19 protein-coding genes and 2 tRNA genes are annotated in these 21,369 nt (G+C 70.1%); 5 read left to right on the top strand and 16 right to left on the bottom strand.

Going from position 1 to position 21,369, the window contains the following annotated elements; all coding sequences use genetic code 11:
- Positions 1–34 precede the first annotated feature (34 nt).
- From rpsR to rnr, 4 genes are all read right to left on the bottom strand, one after another.
- Positions 35–259 carry a 30S ribosomal protein S18 gene (gene rpsR / locus EV699_RS18275; protein WP_132545518.1) on the bottom strand — a complete coding sequence of 75 codons (225 nt, stop codon included), beginning with the start codon at positions 257–259 and terminating at the stop codon, positions 35–37.
- A 53-nt stretch (positions 260–312) separates the two neighbouring features.
- Positions 313–702, bottom strand: coding sequence for a 30S ribosomal protein S6 (rpsF, locus tag EV699_RS18270; RefSeq protein WP_132545516.1), 390 nt, complete (start codon positions 700–702; stop codon positions 313–315).
- Between the two features lie 171 nt (positions 703–873).
- Entirely contained in the window at positions 874–1,623 is a 750-nt protein-coding gene (gene rlmB, locus EV699_RS18265; RefSeq protein WP_132545514.1) for a 23S rRNA (guanosine(2251)-2'-O)-methyltransferase RlmB, read from the bottom strand.
- A 10-nt stretch (positions 1,624–1,633) separates the two neighbouring features.
- A complete protein-coding gene (gene rnr, locus EV699_RS18260) occupies positions 1,634–3,982 on the bottom strand; it encodes a ribonuclease R (RefSeq protein ID WP_132545512.1) in 2,349 nt (782 codons plus the stop codon).
- Positions 3,983–4,166: 184 nt separating this feature from the next.
- Between rnr and EV699_RS18255 the strand changes: the two genes are divergently transcribed.
- Positions 4,167–4,251 (top strand) — tRNA-Leu (locus EV699_RS18255).
- Positions 4,252–4,272: 21 nt separating this feature from the next.
- Positions 4,273–4,357 (top strand) — tRNA-Leu (locus tag EV699_RS18250).
- 122 nt (positions 4,358–4,479) lie between these two features.
- Here EV699_RS18250 and EV699_RS18245 read toward each other — a convergent pair.
- The 11 genes from EV699_RS18245 to dapA all read right to left on the bottom strand — a co-directional run bounded on the left by EV699_RS18245 (position 4,480) and on the right by dapA (position 16,116).
- Complete coding sequence (locus EV699_RS18245; RefSeq protein ID WP_132545510.1) at positions 4,480–5,775, bottom strand: adenylosuccinate synthase; 1,296 nt, start codon at positions 5,773–5,775, stop codon at positions 4,480–4,482.
- A 66-nt stretch (positions 5,776–5,841) separates the two neighbouring features.
- A complete protein-coding gene (locus tag EV699_RS18240; protein ID WP_132545508.1) occupies positions 5,842–7,026 on the bottom strand; it encodes an ATP phosphoribosyltransferase regulatory subunit in 1,185 nt (394 codons plus the stop codon).
- A gap of 103 nt (positions 7,027–7,129) precedes the next feature.
- Entirely contained in the window at positions 7,130–7,315 is a 186-nt protein-coding gene (locus tag EV699_RS18235; RefSeq protein ID WP_132545506.1) for a DUF2065 domain-containing protein, read from the bottom strand.
- Positions 7,316–7,386: 71 nt separating this feature from the next.
- On the bottom strand, positions 7,387–8,247 hold the full coding sequence (gene hflC / locus EV699_RS18230) for a protease modulator HflC (RefSeq protein ID WP_132545504.1): 861 nt from the start codon (positions 8,245–8,247) through the stop codon (positions 7,387–7,389).
- Complete coding sequence (gene hflK / locus EV699_RS18225) at positions 8,247–9,485, bottom strand: FtsH protease activity modulator HflK (protein WP_132545502.1); 1,239 nt, start codon at positions 9,483–9,485, stop codon at positions 8,247–8,249. Before hflK ends, hflC begins: the two co-directional genes overlap by 1 nt.
- Positions 9,486–9,553: 68 nt before the next feature.
- On the bottom strand, positions 9,554–10,846 hold the full coding sequence (gene hflX / locus EV699_RS18220; protein ID WP_132545500.1) for a ribosome rescue GTPase HflX: 1,293 nt from the start codon (positions 10,844–10,846) through the stop codon (positions 9,554–9,556).
- Positions 10,847–10,882: 36 nt separating this feature from the next.
- The gene (gene hfq / locus EV699_RS18215; protein ID WP_132545498.1) at positions 10,883–11,134 is read right to left on the bottom strand and encodes an RNA chaperone Hfq; all 252 of its coding nucleotides are present in this window, start codon (positions 11,132–11,134) and stop codon (positions 10,883–10,885) included.
- A gap of 100 nt (positions 11,135–11,234) precedes the next feature.
- Positions 11,235–12,182: a tRNA (adenosine(37)-N6)-dimethylallyltransferase MiaA gene (miaA, locus tag EV699_RS18210; RefSeq protein ID WP_132545496.1), complete on the bottom strand. Its 948-nt coding sequence runs from the start codon at positions 12,180–12,182 to the stop codon at positions 11,235–11,237.
- Between the two features lie 5 nt (positions 12,183–12,187).
- Positions 12,188–13,996, bottom strand: coding sequence for a DNA mismatch repair endonuclease MutL (gene mutL, locus EV699_RS18205; protein ID WP_132545494.1), 1,809 nt, complete (start codon positions 13,994–13,996; stop codon positions 12,188–12,190).
- Positions 13,997–14,067: 71 nt separating this feature from the next.
- The gene (bamC, locus tag EV699_RS18200) at positions 14,068–15,213 is read right to left on the bottom strand and encodes an outer membrane protein assembly factor BamC (protein WP_132545492.1); all 1,146 of its coding nucleotides are present in this window, start codon (positions 15,211–15,213) and stop codon (positions 14,068–14,070) included.
- A 27-nt stretch (positions 15,214–15,240) separates the two neighbouring features.
- On the bottom strand, positions 15,241–16,116 hold the full coding sequence (gene dapA, locus EV699_RS18195; protein WP_132545490.1) for a 4-hydroxy-tetrahydrodipicolinate synthase: 876 nt from the start codon (positions 16,114–16,116) through the stop codon (positions 15,241–15,243).
- Between the two features lie 170 nt (positions 16,117–16,286).
- On the opposite strand from dapA, the gene EV699_RS18190 reads away from it, so the two are divergent.
- The 3 genes from EV699_RS18190 (at position 16,287) to EV699_RS18180 (ending at position 18,870) form a co-directional block, all read left to right on the top strand.
- The gene (locus EV699_RS18190; RefSeq protein ID WP_279389416.1) at positions 16,287–16,817 is read left to right on the top strand and encodes a glycine cleavage system transcriptional repressor; all 531 of its coding nucleotides are present in this window, start codon (positions 16,287–16,289) and stop codon (positions 16,815–16,817) included.
- A 50-nt stretch (positions 16,818–16,867) separates the two neighbouring features.
- Positions 16,868–17,338, top strand: coding sequence for a peroxiredoxin (locus EV699_RS18185; RefSeq protein WP_132545486.1), 471 nt, complete (start codon positions 16,868–16,870; stop codon positions 17,336–17,338).
- Positions 17,339–17,445: 107 nt separating this feature from the next.
- Positions 17,446–18,870 (top strand): PhoH family protein, encoded by a 1,425-nt coding sequence (locus EV699_RS18180; RefSeq protein WP_132545484.1) that lies wholly within the window; start codon positions 17,446–17,448, stop codon positions 18,868–18,870.
- Between the two features lie 79 nt (positions 18,871–18,949).
- Here the strand turns inward: EV699_RS18180 and fucP are convergent, their stop codons facing one another.
- Positions 18,950–20,263 carry an L-fucose:H+ symporter permease gene (gene fucP, locus EV699_RS18175; protein WP_132545482.1) on the bottom strand — a complete coding sequence of 438 codons (1,314 nt, stop codon included), beginning with the start codon at positions 20,261–20,263 and terminating at the stop codon, positions 18,950–18,952.
- Positions 20,264–21,369: the final 1,106 nt, after the last annotated feature.

The following is a 21,369-nucleotide window of genomic DNA, read 5'->3' as shown; positions in this document are numbered from 1 at the left end:
AAGGCGACGGCCCGTGTCAGGGCTGCGCGCGCCCTCAGTGGCGGTCGGTGTACGGCAGCAGGGCGAGATAGCGCGCGCGCTTGACCGCGGTGGCGAGCTGGCGCTGGTAGCGCGCCTTGGTGCCGGTGATGCGGCTCGGCACGATCTTGCCGGTTTCGGTGATGTAGTTCTTCAGCGTCGCGAGATCCTTGTAATCGATCTCGGTGACGCCCTCGGCGGTGAAGCGGCAATACTTGCGACGGCGGAAGAAACGCGACATGACGATGATCCTCGATGTTCGATGCCAGGACGGGAGCGTGCGGGGCCGACGACTCAGTCGTCGTCGCCCTCGGCCTCTTCGGCCACCTCTTCACGGCGGTGCTCGCTGCGCTCCTCGCGACCCTCGCGCGACTTGGCCAGCGGCGAAGGCTCGGTCTCGGGCCCCTCGCGGTTGATCACCAGGTTGCGCAGCACCGCGTCGTTGAAGCGGAACGCGCTCTGCAGTTCGTTGAGCACGCCCTGGCTGCACTCGATGTTCATCAGCACGTAGTGCGCCTTGTGCACCTTGTTGATCGGGTAGGCGAGCTGGCGGCGCCCCCAGTCCTCGAGACGGTGGATCGCGCCGCCGTCGCTTTCGATCATCGAGCGATAGCGCTCGATCATCGCCGGAACCTGTTCGCTCTGGTCGGGATGGACCAGGAATACCACTTCGTAGTGACGCATCGATGCTCCTCACGGATTGCGACAGCCTCCCGCCGTTGGCGGTGAGGCAAGGAGTACGGCCTCGCGGCCGGAAAAGCGCGGCAGTGTACGGGCTTGGCTGCGCCGGAACAAGCGAGGTGGCCGCTCCGCGACGGGCCGGTCGGTCGCCCCCGGCGCGCCCGCCGGATGCGCTCAGCGCCGCTGGCGCACCGCCTCGAACAGGAACACGCCGGTGGCGACCGACACGTTCAGGCTCTCGGCGCCACCGCTCATCGGGATGCGCCCGAGGTAGTCGCAGGCTTCGCGCGTGAGGCGGCGCAGGCCCTTCTCCTCGGCGCCGAGGACGATCGCGAGCGGGCCGCGCAGGTCGAGATCGAACAGGCAGGCGTCGGCCTCGCCGGCGGCGCCCACCAGCCAGAGGCCCCGTGCCTTGAACTCGCGCAGCGTGCGCGCGAGGTTGGTGACCTGCACGAAAGGCACGCGCTCGGCGGCGCCGCAGGCGACCTTGCGCACGGTCGGGGTGAGGCCGGCTGCGGCGTCCTTGGGGGCGATCACGGCGTGCACGCCGGCGGCCTCCGCGCTGCGCAGGCAGGCACCGAGGTTGTGCGGGTCCTGCACGCCGTCGAGCACGAGCAGCAGCGGTGGCACGGCGAGGCCATCGAGCAGCGCGAACAGCGCGTCCTCGTCGCAGGCGCGCGCCGCAGCAGCGTGGCAACGTGCGACCACGCCCTGATGGCGGGCACCATTCGCCAGGCGGTCGAGTTCGGTCGCCCCCGCCGGCTGCACCGCGAGGCCGCGCGCGGCGGCGAGTTCGAGCACCTCGCGCAGGCGCTGGTCGTGGCGCTTGCGGTCCACCCACAGGGATTCGATGCGTTCGGGTTCGTGGCGCAGCACGGCACTGACCGCGTGCAGGCCGTAGATCACGGTGTCGACCGCCGTCATCGCACGCCCCTCAGCGGCGCCGGCGGTGCTTGCCGCCCTTGCGCTCGTGCCCGGCGGCGGGCGCGGCGTCCTTGCGTCGCCTGTCTGCCTTGGGGGGCGGCTCGACGACGACGTCCGGACGCGCCGCCGCGCGCGGTCGCCCCCGTCCCGGCGCCGCACCGGCGGCGGCCGGCACCTCGATCGGTTCGAAGTCGATCTTGCGTTCGTCCAGATCCACCCGTGCCACGCGCACGCGCACGCTGTCGCCGAGGCGGAAGCTGCGCCCGCTGCGCTCGCCTGCCAGGCGCTGGCCGACCGGATCGAAGTGGTAGTAGTCGTTCGGCAGGTTGGTGACGTGGATCAGCCCTTCGACGTAGACCTCGCGCAGCGCCACGAACAGGCCGAAGCCCGTGACCGCCGCCACCGTGCCGTCGAACTCCTCGCCCACCTTGTCGAGCATGTACTCGCACTTCAGCCACTCGACCGCATCGCGCACGGCGTCGTCGGCACGCCGTTCGGTCATCGAGCACTGCTCGCCGAACTCGACCATCTGCGTCGCGGCGTGGACGAACTCCTTGGCCTTGCCGCCCTGCAGCAGGTGGCGGATCGCGCGGTGCACGAGCAGGTCGGGGTAGCGGCGGATCGGCGACGTGAAGTGCGCGTAGGCCTTGAGCGCGAGACCGAAATGCCCGCTGTTGTCGGGGCTGTACACCGCCTGCGACAGCGAGCGCAGCATCACGGTCTGGATCAGTTCGGCGTCGGGACGATCGCGCACGGTGTTCAGCAGCCGCTCGAAGTCCGCCGGTGCGGGTTCGTCGCCGCCACCGAGCGCGAGCCCCAGCGGTGCGAGGAAGGCGCGCAGCTTCTCCAGCTTCTCGGCGCGCGGCCCGGCATGCACCCGGTACAGCGTCGGGATCCGCTTGCGTTCGAGGTAGCGCGCGGTGGCCACGTTCGCCGCGATCATGCATTCCTCGATGATCTTGTGCGCATCGTTGCGGCGTGACGGCACGATGCGCTCGATCTTGCGGTCGGCGCCGTACTCGATCTCGGTCTCCTGGGTTTCGAAGTCGATCGCGCCGCGCCGCTCGCGGGCCCGGCGCAGGATCTCGTAGAGACCGTACAGGCGCTCAAGATGCGGGACGAGCCTGGCGTACTGCGCGCGCAGCCCCGTATCGCCCTCCATCAGCATCGCCGCCACGGCATCGTAGGTGAGCCGCGCATGCGAGCGCATCACGGCTTCGTGGAAACGCGAGCGGATGATCTGGCCATCGGTGTCGATGGTCATCTCGCAGACCATGCACAGACGGTCGACTTCCGGGTTCAGCGAACACAGCCCGTTGGACAGCGCCTCGGGCAGCATCGGGATCACGCGGTCGGGGAAATACACCGAGTTGCCACGCGCGAGGGCTTCGCGGTCGAGCGCCGCACCCGCGCGCACGTAGTGCGAAACGTCGGCGATCGCCACGTACAGGCGCCAGTTGTCGCCGCGATGTTCGCAGTACACCGCATCGTCGAAGTCGCGCGCGGAGATCCCGTCGATGGTCACCAGCGGCAGCTTGCGCAGATCCTTGCGCCCGGCCTTGGCGTCCTCGGCGACGCTCGCGCCGAAGGTCGCGGCCTCGGCGAGCGCCGCCGGCGGGAACTCGGTCGGGATGCCGTGGTTGACGATCGCGATGCGCACCTCCATGCCCGGCGCCATGTGATCGCCCAGCACCTCGCGCACGCGCGCCAGCGGCGCGGTGTGGCGGGTCGGCTGCTGGATCAGCTCGGCCACCACGATCTGCCCCGGCCTGGCCCCGCCGCGGCCGTCGGGCGGCACGATGAGGTCCTGCGGCAGGCGCCGGCTGTCAGGCGTGACGAAGCCGATCCCCCCCTCCTCGGCGTAGCGCCCCACCACCACCTGGGTGTTGCGCTCGATGATCTCGACCACCTTGCCTTCGCGCCGGCCGCGCCGGTCGATGCCGGTGACGCACATCACCACCCGGTCGCCGTGCAGCAGGGCGCGCATCTCGTGCGGGGGGATGTAGAGATCGTCGCCGCCCTCGTCGGCGACCAGGAAGCCGTAGCCCTCCGGGTGCCCGACCACGCGCCCGCGCACCAGGTCCATCTTCGCGATCGGCCCGTAGCCGCCACGGCGGTTGCAGACCAGTTGCCCTTCGCGCGTCATCGCCCGCAGCCGGCGCTGCAGGGCGTCGGCCTCCCACTCGTCGGTGATGCCCCAGGCGGCGCAGAGGCTGTCCCAGTCGAGCGGCTCGGCGCGCTGGCGCAGATAGTCGAGGATGAATTCCCGGCTCGGGGCGGCCCGGCCGTATTTCTCGCTCTCGCGCTCGAAGTGGGGATCGAGCTTGTGCCAGGCGGGGCGTTTGGATCGTGACGTCATCGGGGAACATTCGCGGCGGGGGCCGGCGGACGCCGGCCCCGACACCTTAGCCTGCACCGCGCGCCGGTGCCAAGCGCGCCCGGCAGCGCGTTTGACAGCCTCCGGGGGCCTGCGTATAGTGCGCGCCACTCGCGGGGACCCCCTGTAAAGCGGCGTTTTCGCGAGCGTTTTCGAGCACGCCTGGGCCGAAGTGGCGGAATTGGTAGACGCACTAGTTTCAGGTACTAGCGGGGCGACCCGTGGAGGTTCGAGTCCTCTCTTCGGCACCATCGAGCGTGCAGCCAGCCCGGGCCGGGATGGCGGAATTGGTAGACGCACTAGTTTCAGGTACTAGCGGGGCGACCCGTGGAGGTTCGAGTCCTCTTCCCGGCACCATCTCGACGCGGCGTGCAGCGCCGCGAACGTCAAAAAAGCTCCGCGAGGAGCTTTTTTCGTTTCTGCGCCCTGCCCCGCCGCGGTGACGGGCGCAACCCCCGTCACCGTCGCCGCGGCGCCGCTCACCCGGCGTAGGGATCGCGCAGCACGATGGTCTCGGCGCGGTCGGGCCCGGTCGAGATCATGTCCACCGGCACCCCGGTGACCGCCTCGATGCGCTTGAGGTAGGCGCGCGCATTCGCCGGCAGGTCCTCGTAGCGCGTCACGCCGAAGGTCGGCTGCTGCCAGCCCGGCATCTCCTCGTAGACCGGCTCGCAGGCGGCGAAGGCCTCGGCACCGACCGGCGGCACGTCGAGCGTCTGCCCGGCGTAGCGGTAGGCCACGCAGAGCTTGATGGTCTCGAGGCCGTCGAGCACGTCGAGCTTGGTCACGCACAGCCCGCTGATGCTGTTGTTCTGGACCGAGCGGCGCAGCACCACCGCATCGAACCAGCCGCAGCGGCGCCGGCGGCCGGTGGTGGCGCCGAACTCGTGGCCCTTGCTGCCCAGGTGCTCGCCGACGGCGTCGTCGAGCTCGGTCGGGAACGGCCCGCCGCCGACGCGCGTGGTGTAGGCCTTGGCGATGCCGAGCACGTAGTCGAGGTACAGCGGCCCGAAGCCGGTGCCGGTCGCGGCGCCGCCGGCCGTCGTGTTCGACGAGGTCACGTAGGGGTAGGTGCCGTGGTCGACGTCGAGCAGCGCCCCCTGCGCACCCTCGAACATCAGGTGATGGCCCTGCGTCCGGTGCCAGAACAGCCGCGAGGTGACGTCGGTGACCATCGGCGCCAGGCGCTCGGCGAGTTGCAGCGCCAGGTCGTAGGTGCGGGCGTAGTCGACCGGGTCGACCTTGTAGTAGTGCTGCAGCGTGAAGTTGTGCAGGTCGAGCACTTCGCGCAGCTTCTCGGTCAGGCGCCCGGTGCAGAACAGGTCGCCGACGCGCACCGCGCGCCGGGCGACCTTGTCCTCGTAGGCCGGGCCGATGCCGCGGCCGGTGGTGCCGATCGCCTTGTCGCCGCGCGCCCGCTCGCGCGCCTGATCGAGCGCCACGTGGTAGGGCAGGATCAGCGGGCAGGCCTCGCTGATGCGCAGGCGCTCGCTGACCGCGATGCCGCGCGCCTCGAGCCGGTCGATCTCCGTCAGCAGGGCTTCGGGCGACAGCACCACGCCGTTGCCGATCAGGCACTCCACGCCCTCGCGCAGGATGCCCGAGGGGATCAGGTGCAGCACCGTCTTCTCGCCGCCGATCACCAGCGTGTGGCCGGCGTTGTGCCCACCCTGGAAGCGCACCACGGCACCGGCGCGCTCGGTGAGCAGATCGACGACCTTGCCTTTGCCCTCGTCACCCCACTGGGTGCCGATCACGACCACGTTCTTGCCCATCTCGTCGTCCACTGGATATCAGGTTCAGTTCGAAGCCCCGGCGGAGCCGGGGCCTACACGTGTCCGTCAGGTGCCGATCGGCTCCACCACCCAGGCGTCGCCGTGCCGCACCAGCCCCCCCTCGCAGCCGAGGCCGCGCGCATCCTCTGGCATGCCGGGCAGCGCGCGGATCACCCGCACACCCTGGGCGCGCAGTTCGCGCACGCGCGCCTCCAGCGCGGGCTCGTCGCTCGCCGGCGCGAACACCGCCGCCGGTGCCAGCGCGCTGCATTCGCCCAGTTCCAGCAGGGTCTTGAGGTCGGCGCTGAAACCGGTGGCGGGGCGCGCCCGCCCGAACACCCGGCCGATGCCGTCGTAACGCCCGCCGCGCGCCACCGCCTGGCCCTGCCCCGGCACGTAGGCGGCGAACACCAGCCCAGTGTGGTAGTGATAGCCGCGCAGCTCGGCCAGGTCGACATGGATCGGCAACTCCGGGAAGCGCCGTTCGAGCACCTCGGCGGTGCGGGCGAGGTGTTCGAGCGCGGCCATCACCGGCTCGCCGCCGGCGGCGAGCACGCTGCGCGCCTCGCCGATCACCTCGATGCCGCCGTTCAGCTCCGGCAGCCGCAGCAGCATCATCGCTGCCGGCGCCGGCAGCGCCCCGGCGAGCATCGCGTGGATGTCGGGCAGCGCCTTCTTCTGCGTCCGCTCGAACAGCTCGCGCTCGGTCTCGCGATCGAGCCCGGCCTGGGCGGCGAGCGCGCGGAACAGCCCGACATGGCCGAGATCGAGGTGCACGTCGGCGACGCCGGCGCGGGCGAGCGTTTCGAGCATCAGCGAGATGACCTCGAGGTCGCTCTCGATGCCGACGTGGCCGTACAGCTCGGCGCCGACCTGCAGCGGGCTGCGCGAGCCGCCGAAGCCGTCGCTGCGGGTGCGCAGCACCGTGCCGAGGTAGCACAGCCGGTTGGGCAGCTCACGCGCGAGTTGGTGGGCGTCGATGCGGGCGACCTGCGGCGTCATGTCGGCCCGCACCCCCAGCATGCGACCGCTGAGCTGGTCGGTGAGGGTGAAGGTCTGCAGCTGCAGATCGTGGCCGGTGCCGGTGAGCAGGGCATCGAGGAACTCGATGAACGGCGGCATCACCAGTTCGTAACCCCACAGGTCGTAGAGATCGACGAGGGTGCGGCGCAGGCATTCGAGGCGACGCGCGTCGCGGGGCAGGATCTCCTCAATGCCCTCGGGGAGCAGCCAGCGGTCTTGCACGGTCATGCTTGGCATCCGTTGCGGCACGCTGCCGGAGGCACGGCCGGGTGGGTGGAGGAAGGCGGCGCCTCGCGCCCTGGCGCGGGCGGCGCGTACCGGTGGGGAAAGCTCAGCGCACCAGGTAAAGCACGACGACACCGACGCCCATGCTCGCCAGGCCGATCAGGCGCAGGGTGCGATCGCTGCTGCGGGCCGCCTGCTCAAGCGCGCGGCGGGCGCCGCTCGGGCTCAGGAACGGCAGGATGCCTTCGAGCACGAGCAGCAGCCCCAGCGCGGCCCAGAAATCTTGCCACATGCCCCTCTCCGAACGAAAAAAGCCTCCCCGGCGCGCGCGCTGCCGCGCCGGGGGCGGTGTGCCGACGCCTGTCAGCGCGGTTGCTTGAAGAACTGGAAGAACTCCGAATCGGGCTGCAGCACCATCACGTCGCCACGCCCGGAGAAGCTCGCCCGGTAGGCGCCGAGGCTGCGATAGAAGGCGTAGAAGGCCGGATCGCGTCCGTAGGCCTCGGCGTAGATCGCGCTCGCCTGGGCATCGCCTTCACCGCGCACGCGCTCGGCGTCGCGGTAGGCCTCGGCGAGCAGCACCGTGCTCTGGCGATCCGCATCGGCGCGGATGCGCTCGGCCGCCTCGCCGCCGCGCGAGCGGAAGTCGCGGGCGACGCGCTCGCGCTCGGCGCGCATCCGGCGGAACACCGAACTGCTGACGTCAGCGGGCAGGTCCACGCGCTTGATGCGCACGTCGACGACCTCGATGCCGAGGTTGGCCGCCTCGCGCCGCACCGTGGTCGACAGCGTGTCCATGATCTGCTGCCGGTCGCCGGCGACCACGTCCTGCACGGTACGCTTGGAGAACTCGCTGCGCATGCCGTCCTTGGTGATCTGGTCGAGCTTGCCGTTGGCCGCCGCCGGGTCGCCACCGACCGCGGTGTAGAACCGGCCGACGTCGGCGATGCGCCACTTGACGAAGGAATCGACCAGCAGGTTCTTCTTCTCGGCGGTGAGCAGGCGCTCGGGCTCGGTGTCGAGCGTCTGGATGCGCGCGTCGAACTTGCGCACGTTGTTGATCAGCGGGAACTTGAAGTGCAGGCCCGGCGTGTAGTCGGCCTGCACGATCTCGCCCAGGCGGAAACGGATCGCCTTCTGCGTCTCGTCGACCGTGAACACCGCCATCGAGGCCAGCGCCGCCAGCGCGAAGGCGCCCCCGATCACTATCTGTCTGGCAGCCATCAGCGCACCTCCCGCGTCCGTCCGATATCGCGCGCCCGCCCGGGATCGCCAGCCGGGCCGGAACCGACCCCGCCGGCGTTCGGGATGTCGGTGCCCGACGCAGCGCCTCCGGTCTCGGCCGGGCCTTCACTGCGCGCGCCCGGCGCGAGCAGCTTGTCCAGCGGCAGCACCATCAGGTTGTTGCCGCCGCTGACGTCGACCAGCACCTTCGCGCTTTCGCCGAGCACCGTCTGCATGGTGTCGAGGTAGAGCCGCTGGCGGGTGATGTCGGGGGCCTTCTGGTACTGCTCGAGGATCTGCGCGAAGCGGGCGGCCTCGCCCTCGGCCTGCGACACGACCTGTGCGCGGTAGGCCTCGGCCTCCTGCAGCCGCCGCGCCGCCTGGCCACGGGCCCGCGGCAGCACCTCGTTGGCGTAGGCCTCGGCTTCGTTCTTCTGCCGCTGCTCGTCCTCGCGCGCCTTGATGGCGTCGGCGAAGGCTTCCTGCACGTCCTCGGGCGGCTGCGCGTCCTGCAGGTTGACGCTGTTGATGCGCAGGCCGGTCTGGTACTGGTCGAGCACCGCCTGCGCGAGCTGGCGGATCTGCGCAACGATGTCGCTGCGCCCCTCGGTGAGCACGAAGTCCATCGAACTGCGGCCGACCACCTCGCGCGTCGCGCTCTCGACGGCCTGGCGCAGCGTGACGTCCGGCTCGACGACGCGGAACAGGAAGGCCCGCGGGTCCGCCACCTGATACTGCACGGCGAGACGCAGGTCGATGATGTTCTCGTCCTGGGTCAGCATCAGCGCTTCCTTGGGCACCGAGCGCGCGGCCGGCTGGCGGCCGCCGGCGCGGTAGCCGATCTCCTCGCTGCGGATCTGCTCGATGTCGACGATCTGCACGCTTTCGAGCGGGTACGGCAGGTGCCAGCGCAGGCCCGGCTGCGTGGTCTCGGCGTAGCGGCCGAAACGCTGCACCACGCCGCGCCTGCCTTCGTCGACGATGTAGAAGCTGCCCACCCCCGCCCACAGCACCAGGGCGCCGCCGGCGAGCAGGCCGAGCAGCAGCCGCGGCGGACGCCGCGGCCCGTCGCCGCCGCCCTCGCCGCCGTCGCCCATGCCGCTGCGCCGCTGACCGAACAGCCCGCGCAACTGGTCGCTGAGCTTGCGCACCACTTCATCCAGATCCGGCGGCCCGGGGTCACGGCCGCCGCCGCCCCACGGGTCACGGTTGTTCCCACCCGGTTCATTCCAGGCCATGTCTCACTCCAGCAGAGAGGCGGCGTGCCCGAGGATCGGGCGCCGCGTCGCGATCGTCGCGGGCGGGCTCAAGAGCCCGCTGCTTTCATCCAGTCCTCGCCCAGGCCTTCCAGCTGACCCAGTTGACGCAGGTGTTTGCGCGAGGCGCTGACTTCGAGTCGCCAGTGTCCGTCCGGGTTCACCTGTTCGTTCACCACCGCGCCGATGTCGAACAGACGCGCGCGCAGGCGCGCCTGTTCCGGCCCGAGTTCGAGCCAGCCGCGCAGGGTGTCGCTGCGCAGCAGTTCGGCGATGGCGCCGCGCAGGGCGTCGAGGCCGGCGCCGGTCGTCGCCGACGCCCACACCGCCAGCGGCCGTCCGCCGGCGTCGCGGTCGACGCGCGCCTGGGCGCCTTCGAGCAGGTCGATCTTGTTGTACACGAGCAGCCGCGGCACTGCGTCCGCGCCGATCTCGCCGAGCACCCGCTCCACCTCGCCGGCGAGCTCCTCACGCGCCGGGTCGGCCGCATCGATGACGTGCAGCAGCAGGCTCGCCTCGATGGTTTCCTCCAGCGTCGAACGGAACGCCGCCACCAGCTCGTGCGGCAGGCGCGCGATGAAGCCCACCGTGTCGGCGATCACCACCGGCTCGGCATTGGGCAGGTCGAGCCGGCGCAGCGTCGGATCGAGGGTCGCGAACAGCTGGTCGGCGGCATACACCTCGGCGCCGGTCAGCGCATTGAACAGCGTCGACTTGCCGGCGTTGGTGTACCCCACCAGCGATACCGTCGGCCGGTCGGCCTTGCGCCGCGACTGCCGGCCCTGGTCGCGCTGGCGGCCGACCTTGGCGAGGCGGCGCTTGAGCTGGCGGATGCGCTCGGCGAGCAGTCGGCGGTCGGTTTCGAGCTGGGTCTCGCCGGGACCGCGCAGGCCGATGCCGCCCTTCTGCCGTTCCAGGTGGGTCCAGCCGCGCACCAGGCGCGTGGCCATGTGCTCGAGCTGCGCGAGCTCCACCTGCAGTTTGCCTTCGAAGCTGCGCGCGCGCTGCGCGAAGATGTCGAGGATCAGCCCCGAGCGGTCGAGCACGCGGCACTGCAGCAGGGCTTCGAGGTTGCGCTCCTGGCTCGGCGACAGCTCGTGGTCGAAGATCACCAGTTCGGCGCCCTCGGCCGCCACGCGGTCGCGGATCTCCTCGGCCTTGCCGCTGCCCACGAAGTAGCGTGCATCGGGCGCGCGCCGCGAGCCCGTGATCACGGCCAGCACGTCGGCACCCGCCGAAGCCGCGAGCTCCTCGAACTCGGCGAGGGCCCGCGGCTCGATGTCGGCATTCACCGCGACGTGTACCAGGATCGCGCGCTCCCCGGCCCGGGGGCGCTCAAACACCGCAGCGCTCCTCGCTCATGCCTGATGCCGCGGTGTTCAGATGTCGTCGCCGTGCTCGTTGGCATCGTCGCCGAGATGCAGACGCACGTTGCGCGCCGGCACCACGGTCGAAATGGCGTGCTTGTAGATCATCTGGCTGACGCTGTTCTTCAGCAGCACGACGAACTGGTCGAAGGACTCGATCTGTCCCTGCAGCTTGATGCCGTTGACCAGGTAGATGGAGACCGGAATCCGTTCCTTGCGCAAGGCATTGAGGAACGGTTCCTGAAGGGAGTGGCCTTTTGCCATGTGGACTGCTCCTGAGTTCATTAGATTCATTGAGATCGACTCGCCATGTTCGCCGATCCGTGCAATCCGGCCGCGCCGCAGTGTAGCACGCAGCCCCGGATCATCCCGGCACAATCCCCTCAGAACGCAACCGTTCAAAGACGTTCCTCAGAAGTGCCGGAGCTTGGCTATCCAGCCAGATTGCCTGCCGCTCAGCGCGCAGCCAGGTGAGCTGCCGCTTCGCAAATTGCCGTGTCGCAGCAAGGGCACGCTGCCTCATCGCGGCACGGTCCGTCAAGCCGTCGAGATGCTCCCATACCTGCCGATAGCCGACGGCGCGCATCGACGGCAGGTCCGGGTGCAGATCGCCGCGCGCGCGCAGGCGCTCGACCTCGGCGACGAAGCCCGCTTCGAGCATGTGGTCGAAGCGCCGCTCGATGCGCGCGTGCAGGGTCTCGCGCGCCGGTGGCGCCAGTGCGAAGCACACCCAGCGCAACGCCGGCACCTCGCCGCGGGCGGTCTGCCACTGCTCGCTGAGGGCGGTGCCGGTGAGCTCGTAGACCTCCAGCGCGCGGCCGATGCGCTGCACGTCGTGCGGGTGGATGCGCGCCGCGGCGTGCGGATCGACCTGCGCCAGCCGCGCGTGCAGCGCCGGTGCACCGTGCGCGGCGAAGTCCGCGGCGAGCCGCGCGCGCAGCGCGGCGTCGGCCGTCGGCAGCGCGGCGAGGCCGTGCATCAGCGCGCGAAAGTAGAGCAGCGTGCCACCGACCAGCAGCGGGATGCGCCCGGCGGCGATGATCTCGTCGATCGCCTGCAGGGCATCGGCGCGAAAGCGCCCCGCCGAGTAGCGCTCGGCCGGATCGAGCAGGTCGATCAGCCGGTGCGGCGCCCGCGCGAGGGTGGCGGCATCGGGCTTGGCGGTGCCGATGTCCATGCCGCGGTAGACCAGCGCCGAATCGACGCTGACGATCTCGAACGGCCCGCGCCGCACCAGCTCGACCGCGAGGTCGGTCTTGCCGCAGGCGGTCGGCCCCATCAGACAGACGACGGCGGGATGCGGAGCGCTCATCGCCATCAGCGCCCGCGCAGGAACAGGCGGTCGAGCTCGCCGAGGCCGAGCTGCACCCAGGTCGGGCGGCCGTGGTTGCACTGGTCGGCGCGCGCGGTGCGCTCCATGTCGCGCAGCAGGGCGTTCATCTCCGCGAGCGTCAGGCGCCGGTTGGCACGCACCGCGCCGTGGCAGGCGAAGGTCGCGAGCAGTTCGTCGATCGCCTCACCGACGCGCCGGCTCGCGCCGTGCTCGATCAGGTCGGCCAGCACCGCGCGGACCAGCGCCTCGGGGTCGGCGCCGGCGAGGATCGCCGGCAGCTGGCGCACCACCACGCGCTCCGGGCCGAGCACCGCGAGCTCCAGCCCGAACTCGGCCAGGGCCGCCGCCGCGGTCTCCACGACGTCGACCTCGCGCGCGCTCGCGGCGAACACGTGCGGCACCAGCAGCGGTTGCGCGCGGATGCCCTCGGCGGCGTGCGCCTGCTTCAGGCGCTCGTAGGTGATGCGCTCGTGGGCGGCGTGCATGTCCACCAGCACCAGCCCGGTGGCGTTCTCGGCGAGGATGTAGATGCCGTGCAGCTGGGCGAGCGCGTAACCGAGCGGCGGCACCTCGCCGTCGGCCGCGGCAACCGTGGCCGGCTCCGCCGCGGCGACCGGCGGATGCAGGCGTGCGTAGGCCGCGACGCTCTCGCGCACGTCGAGGCCGAGGCGCTGCTGCGACGCCGGCGACGGCCGCCACGCCGGCACCGCGGCCCCTGCGGCCGCGGCGGGCGCCTCGGCCATCGCGGCAGGCGACGGCACGGCCGGCAGCGGCGCGGTCGCAGCGCTGCCCGGCCGGGTCGTCGCCAGCACCTCGTGCAGGGTGCGGAAGAGGAAATCGTGCACCAGCCGCGCCTCGCGGAAGCGGACCTCGTGCTTGGCTGGGTGCGCATTGACGTCGACCAGCGCCGGGTCGAGCGCCAGGAACAGCACGAAGGCCGGGTGGCGGCCGTGGAACAGCACGTCCTGGTAGGCTTGGCGCACCGCGTGCGCCACCAGCCGGTCGCGCACGGCGCGGCCGTTGACGAAGAAGTACTGCGCATCGGCCTGGGCGCGGCTCGCGGTCGGCAGGCCGACCCAGCCGCGCAGGCGCAGGCCGGCGGCCTGCTGGTCGAGGTGCAGCGCCTGCGCGATGAAATCGGCGCCGCAGAGTTCGGCGATGCGCCGCTCCTCGCCGCTGCGCTCGCTCGCCGCCGGCAGGCGCAGCAGCGCGCGACCGTTGTGGGACAGCGTCAGTGCCACGTCGGCGCGCGCCAGCGCGATGCGCCGCAGCGCCTCGTCGAGGTGGGCGAACTCGGTGCGCTCGGACTTGAGGAACTTGCGCCGGGCCGGCGTGTTGTAGAACAGGTCGCGCACCTCGACCGTGGTGCCGGGCGGATGCGCAGCGGGCTCCGGTACGCACGGGGTTTCGCGGCCGTCACCCGCGAGGCGCCAGCCGCTCGCCTCGCCGGCGGTGCGCGAGGTCAGCGTCAGCCGCGACACCGAGGCGATGCTCGGCAGCGCCTCGCCGCGAAAGCCCAGGCTGGCGACGTGCACGAGGTCGTCGAAGCTCGCGATCTTGCTGGTCGAGTGGCTCGACAGCGCGGCCGCCAGGTCCTCGCGGGCGATGCCGCCACCGTCGTCGCGCACGCGGATCAGGCGCACCCCGCCCTGCTCCACCTCGACCTCGATGCGCGTGCAGCCGGCGTCGAGGCTGTTTTCGAGCAGTTCCTTGAGCACCGAGGCCGGGCGCTCGACGACCTCGCCGGCGGCGATCTGGTTGATCAGTTCGGGAGGGAGGCGACGGATGCGCATGCGGCAAAATGCGCAGGCCGGCGGGGTGAGCGCCGGCCTGCGCGAGGGGTGGGCAGGGGCCGCGCGTCGCGCTAGCGGATACCCGCGACCAGCGCTTCGAGCAGGCTGCGCGCGGCGGGCGAGGTGTCGATCGCGCCGCTGGCGTTCTGCACCACGACGAAGGTCTGCGCGCCCTGGTCGGCGAGGCGCACGTTGAGGCGGGTGCCGCGCGGCTCCGGCGCGCTGCTGCTGCCGAACAGGCCGGAGAACCAGCCCTTGCTCGCCGTCTCGGCGGAGTCGCGCTTGACCTGCTCGACCGCGTACAGGCCCTGGCTGCGGTTCTGGTCCTCGACCGCGAACTCGCTGCCGTCGAGCGCGAGCCCCACCAGGCGCCAGGCGCGGTCGTAGATGTCGTTGATCAGCACGCCGCTGACGCCGTCGCGGGTGACGATCTGCGCCTTGCTCACCGGCACGCCCGCCGCCGCCACCGACTGACGCGCGCGATCCTGGTCGGCACCGAGGAAGACCATCAGCCGGCTCAGCATTTCGGCTTCGAGTTCCGGATCCTCCGGGCGCGGCTCCCACACCGTGGTCTCCGCGTCCTTGCCGCGCGAGACTTCCTTGGCGCCGTAGTGCGTCAGGTACAGCTCGGTGTCGCCGCGACCGCGCTCGATACGCACGCGGAACTTGTCGCGGGTGGGCGCCGAGTAGGCGAAGTCGAGCACCTTGCCGATCACCGCGCGCACGGCGTCCTTGGGGATGTCGGCGCGGTTCTCGGCCCAGTCGGTTTCGAGCAGGCCGATGCGCGGGTCCTCGCGCTTGATCAGGAAGCCGTTGCTGGTCCAGAACTCCTTGACCTTCGGCCACACCTGCTCGGGCGCGGCCTTCAGCACCAGCCAGCGCCGTTCGCCCTCACGCTCGATGCGCATGCCGTCGGGCTGCGCCAGCACCTTCTCGACGTTGGCCGCGCGCGGCACGCCGCCGGCGGCCGTACTGCGCTCACGCGAATAGTCCGACAGGCTCGCCTGCCCCGAAGGGGACAGCTCGGGCACCTTCAGGGTGTCGTCGATGGTCGAGGTGGTCAGGTCGGGCGGGAGTTCGAGTTGCGCGCCGGGCTTCGCCTGGCGGTAATCGGCGCGCCGGTCGGGCAGGACCGAGTCCGTGGAGGAACACGCCGCGAGCAGACCGAGCGCCGAAGCGACGGCGGCGGCCCGCACGAAAGGAAGGGGCAAACGCATGGTGTCGTGGCTTCGCGTAGGGGGAGTTCAGATCACGTGGGCTTGGTGCATCGCCTGGCGCACGGCCTCCTGGCACCCCGTGGAGAGCGGCGTCAGCGGCAGGCGGATGCCGCCGGCGATCAGACCGAGTTCGGCCACCGCCCACTTCGCGGGGATGGGATTGGATTCGATGAACAGCGTTTTGTGCAGGCCGCGCAGATCGGCGTCGATCGCCTCGGCGGTCGCGCGATCGCCGTCCAGCGCCGCCTTGCACATCTCGTGCATCGCGCGCGGAGCGACGTTGGCGGTGACCGAGATCACGCCCTTGAAGCCGTTGAGCATGCTCTCGCAGGCGATGTCGTCGTCGCCGCTGAAGAGGTCGATCCGCGCGCCCACGCTCTCGACGAGCTGGCGGTTGCGCTCCAGGCTGCCGCTGGCTTCCTTCAGGCCGACGATGTTGGGGATGTCGGCGAGCCGCGCGACGGTGTCGACCTGCATGTCGCAGGCGGTGCGCCCCGGCACGTTGTAGAGGATCTGCGGCACCGGCACCGCCTCGGCGATCGCGCGGTAGTGGCGGTACAGGCCTTCCTGGGTGGGCTTGTTGTAGTACGGCACCACCAGCAGGCAGCCGTCGACGCCGGCTTCCATCGCCCGCCGGGTCAGCGTGATCGCCTCGGCGGTGCTGTTGGCCCCGGTCCCGGCGATCACCGGCACGCGCCCGCCGACCTGCTTGACCACGCGCCGCACCACGTCGATGTGCTCGTCGTAGTCGAGGGTGGCGGACTCGCCGGTGGTACCCACGGCGACGAGCGCGTCGGTGCCGTTCTCGATGTGGAATTCCACGAGCCGCGTCAAGGCTTCGAAATCGAGGGCACCGTCCTCCTTCATCGGGGTGATCAGCGCGACCATGCTGCCGTGGAACATGCGCTCGGTTCTCCGGGAGAAAAGTCGCGGCATGGTACGTGGGGCCACCGGGGATGACAAGGCGCGCCGCCCCCGCCCATGTTCGCCACGGCCGCCGCTCATGTACACTCTCGCCCCATTTTTCCCTCGGCCACCCGCAGGCGGCCGCCTGTCCGGACCTTAAGAACCCCGTGAAGAACTTCCTCGTCATATGCGCCATGGGCGAAGACCGCCCCGGCCTGCTGCACGACCTGAGCCGGGTCATCCTCGATGCCGGCTGCAGCGTCCATGACAGCCACATCAACGTGCTCGGGCAGGAATGCGTCGCGATGCTGATGGTGCGCGGCAACTGGAACACGCTGGCGAAGCTCGAGGCGCAGCTGCGCAAGGCCGAACCGTCGCTCGGGCTCACCCTGACGCTGAAGCGCACCGGGCCGCGCAAGGCCGGCGACGACGCCCTGCCCTACGCGGTCGAGGTGATCGCGCTCGAACAGCCGGGGATCGTCAACTCCCTCGCCGGCTTCTTCGCCTCGCGCAGCATCAACATCGAGGAACTGGTCACCCGCAGCTACACCGCCCCCCACACCGGTGCGGCGATGTTCTCGGTGAACATGGCGATCGGCGTCCCCGCCAACATGCACATCGGCCTGCTGCGCGACGAGTTCCTCGACTTCTGTGACGATCTCAACCTCGATGCGGTGATGGAACCGGTCAAGGGTTGAGCCGGTCAGTGCGCGGGTCGACCCACCGCGCAAACGTACAGGAGAGGCCCATGGACACACCCTGCATCGGTCAGCCCGTCCCCGACTTCAGCGCCGTCGCCACCGGCGGCAAGAGCATCCACCTGAGCGAGCTGCGCGGCGCCCACGTGGTGCTGTACTTCTACCCGAAGGACGCCACCCCCGGCTGCACCACCGAGGGGCGCGAGTTCCGCGACCTGCACGCCGACTTCGAGCAGGCCGAGGCCGTCGTCCTCGGCGTCTCGCGCGACAGCGTGAAGTCGCACGAGAAGTTCCGCACCACCGAGTGCTTCCCGTTCGACCTGATCAGTGACACCGACGAAGCCCTGTGCCGGCTGTTCGACGTCATCAAGTCGAAGAAGATGTACGGCAAGGACGTGGTCGGCGTCGAACGCAGCACCTTCCTGATCGACCGCGCCGGCGTGCTGCGCCAGGAGTGGCGCAAGGTCAGGGCCGAAGGCCACGCGCAGGAAGTCCTCGCCGCCGTCCGCGCCCTCGCCTGACGGCCGTCTCTGGCGCCGCCCGCGGCGGCGGCGCTACCCTCGGTCCCGTGCGGGCCGGGGAGCCTCCGGCCCGCCCCACACCCGCACGCTCACCGCCAGGGGCACACATGGCCAGGAAGAAGAAACCCGACACCGGCAGACGCTTGTTCGTGCTCGACACCAACGTGCTGATGCACGATCCCACCGCGCTGTACCGGTTCAAGGAGCACGACATCCACCTGCCGATGGTGGTGCTCGAAGAACTCGACCGCGCCAAGAAGGGCATGTCGGAAGTCGCGCACAACGTGCGCCAGGTGAGCCGCTTCCTCGACGAACTGATGCTCGGCGCCAACAAGGAGGAGATCGACGCCGGCCTGCCGCTGCCGACGCCGCTCAACCTCGGCCCCGCCGCCGTGCCGAGCGGGCGCCTGTTCTTCCAGACCCGCCCGCTGAGCGGCCCGGTGCCGATGCCGCTGCCCGGCAACGTGCCCGACAACGACATCCTGAACTACGCCATCCAGCTGCAGCAGGAGCACCCCAGCGCGCGCGTGACGCTGGTGTCGAAGGACATCAACCTGCGCATCAAGGCGACCATCCTCGGCATCCACGCCGAGGACTACCGCAACGACCAGGCGCTCGACGACATCGACCTGCTCTACAGCGGCGTGCGCGAGCTCGCCCCCAACTTCTGGGACGCGCACTCCAAGGCGATGGAGTCATGGCAGGACTCCGGGCGCACCTTCTACCGCGTGCAGGGCCCCGAGGTCGCGCACTGGCACGTCAACCAGTTCCTGAGCCAGAGCGGCGACGCCAGCCACACCTACGTGGTGCGCCGGCTCGAACCGCGCGGCGCGGTGATCGAGCTGGTGCGCGACTACCTCGCCCCGGGCCGCGCCGTGTGGGGCATCGCCGCGCGCAACCGCGAGCAGAACTTCGCCCTCAACCTGCTGATGGACCCGGAGATCGACTTCGTCACCCTGCTCGGCGCCGCCGGCACCGGCAAGACCCTGCTCGCGCTCGCCGCCGGCCTGACGCTGGCGCTCGACCAGAACCGCTACCGCGAGATCATCATGACCCGCGTCACGGTGCCCGTCGGCGAGGACATCGGCTTCCTGCCCGGCACCGAGGAGGAAAAGATGACGCCCTGGATGGGCGCGCTGATGGACAACCTCGAAGTGCTCGCCAACACCCGCGACAGCGGCACCGGCGAATGGGGGCGCCTGGCCACCGGCGACCTGCTGTCGCAGCGCATCAAGATCCGCAGCCTCAACTTCATGCGCGGGCGCACCTTCCAGTCCAAGTACCTGATCATCGACGAGGCGCAGAACCTCACCTCGAAGCAGATGAAGACCCTGATCACCCGCGCCGGCCCCGGCACCAAGGTCGTCTGCCTCGGCAACATCGCCCAGATCGACACCCCCTACCTGTCCGAGACCACCTCCGGGCTGACCTACGTCGTCGACCGCTTCAAGGGCTGGCCGCACGGCGGCCACGTCACCCTGCTGCGCGGCGAGCGCTCGCGCCTCGCCGACTTCGCCTCGGAAGCGCTCTGACGCAACGGGCCCGCCCCCCCGCCCGGCGGCTGCCGGGGCGACGGGGCGGGCCCGGATCGCGTCGCGTCAGTGTGCGGGCTCAGTTGGGCGTGAAGTCGGCGTAGTGCCCCTTCAGACCGTAGTAGGCGATGTACAGGTAGCAGACCACGGGGATGAAGAACGACATCAGCAGACCGAGGTGATCGGCGAAGAAGCCCTGGATCACCGGCACGATCGCACCGCCGACGATCGCCATGCACAGCACGCCCGAGCCCTCGCCGGTGTGCTTGCCCAGCCCCTCGATCGCCAGCGTGAAGATCGTCGGGAACATGATCGAGTTGAACAGCCCGATCAGCAGCAGCGCCCACATCGCCGTCTTGCCGGCAACCAGCATCGCCACCAGCAGCAGCGCGGTGACGACGAAGGCGTTGAACGCCAGCAGGTAACCCGGCCGCACCCGGGTCAGCAGCGCCGCACCGATGAAGCGCCCGACCATCGCCCCGCCCCAGTAGATCGACAGGTACTTGGCAGCGTCCACCTCACGCAGCCCGGCGATCTCCGGCTGCCCCATGAAGTTGACCAGGAAGCTGCCGATCGACACCTCCGCACCCACGTAGACGAAGATGCCGACCGCACCGAGCACCAGGTGCCGGTACGCCCACACGTTCTCGTGGGTGTGGTAGACGGCCTTCCCACCTTCCGGCACCTCGGTGGGCATCTCGGGCTCTTCCACCTTCGGCAGCTTGAACAGCGCGATGACCACCGCGATCGCGAACAGCACCAGCGCGAGCCCGATGTACGGCACCTGCACCGCGGCGGCCTCGGCGGCGGCATGCGCCGCCGCATCCGCCGGCGACATCTCGCCCGCCGGCCTGGTGGCGACCGACAGGATCACCAGCGAGCCGAAGAACGGCGCCAGCGTGGTGCCGAGCGAATTGAACGCCTGCGTCAGGTTCAGGCGGCTCGACGCCGTCTCCGGCTGCCCGAGGATCGCCACGTAGGGGTTCGCCGACACCTGCAGCAACGTGATGCCCGACGCCAGCACGAACAGCGCGCCGAGGAAGAACACGTACGACGCCTGCCCCGCCGCCGGGTAGAACAGCAGGCAGCCGATGCCCGCCGTCGTCAGCCCGATCACGATGCCCTGCTTGTAGCCGAGCTTCTCCACCAGGAAGCCGGCCGGGAACGACATCACCAGGTAGGCAACGAAGAAGCAGAACTGGATCATCATCGCCTGCACGTAACTCAACGTGAAGACGGCCCGCAGATGAGGAATGAGGATGTCATTCAGGGACGTGATGAAGCCCCACATGAAAAACAGGGAGGTCAGGACGATCAGGGGCGTGCGGTAATTCGCCCCCGCCGCTTGTGCGCTCCCGCTCCGCATCGACAATGCTGGACTCACACCGGCCATTCGCTTGCTACCTCCATCGGCATATTTCCGGCTGTTACCGACGGTAAACACCCGGCCCGCGTGCGGACCGGCGATCGTCGGCTAAACCGTTGGTATAGTTTCAGACTTCGGCCACCGGCAGCGGTGGGCCGCGCCGGAGTATAGACGACCGCCCACGGCCCCATATTTCATTCGGAAACCGTCCAGCAATCGCCACGTAACAGAAAGCGCCAACCGGCCGGTGGCCCGCACCGGGCTGTGCGCACTGCAAATACGAGAGGAAAACACAAGCTGTCGACACGAATACACCACGTCATGTCACGGCTTCGCTTATTAAATCATAAAATATTGATAATAAAAGATAAAATAGCCTCACCCACCGCGCCCCGGCACCGCCCGCCGCGGGCATCGGGGCCCCATCGATTTACGCGTGGGTCAATCCCGTATCCGCCCATGATGCCAATGGAAGTGATCTTCATCATTGGAGCGGCGAGCCGTACACGCGATGATGCCTCACCGTGGATAACATGCCCGGGCATTACATCGAATTGCCCGATCCTCCGGTCTCAATGAAGCCGCGGCGTTTTGCCGCGCCCCCCGTCTAGGCCGCGTTGGCGAGCAACACGCCATTGTCGCTTCAATAAAGCCATGGCGTTTCACCGCGGACCACTTTCCGGAATGCCGCAAAGCATTGCCTGATCCTCTGAGTTCAACGAGACCACGGCATTTCGCTGCGGATAGCCCTGACGGCGTATGCGAAAAGGAGTGTGGCCGGGAGCAGCGCGATGACGGGCACGACTGCCATTGCCCCGAGGATGGCACCGCCCGCCCCGGGTCCGGCTCCGGCCACGTTCGCAGGGGTAGTACCTGCGGAGGCGAGGGTGAGGCGGGCACACCGCCGGCAGAGACGCCACAGCAGTCGACCGCGCCTTCCACCACGCGGTCAAGGGGGGCGCCGGGATCGAGGCAACAACGCCGGCTGGCCACGGCATCCCGCCCCGGCAGGCCCACCGCCTTGTATCTTCGAGATGGCGATAGTGGAGTGTTCACTGTGCGCATGGACGCGGGGAGGGCCTTCCCTCGTCCATGCGCCTGCGTGTGGCGGCCGGTGCCCCAAACCCGATACC

It is taken from the genome of Plasticicumulans lactativorans (assembly GCF_004341245.1).
Lineage (GTDB): Bacteria > Pseudomonadota > Gammaproteobacteria > Competibacterales > Competibacteraceae > Plasticicumulans_A > Plasticicumulans_A lactativorans.
This window is presented reverse-complemented; position numbering and strand designations above follow the sequence as displayed.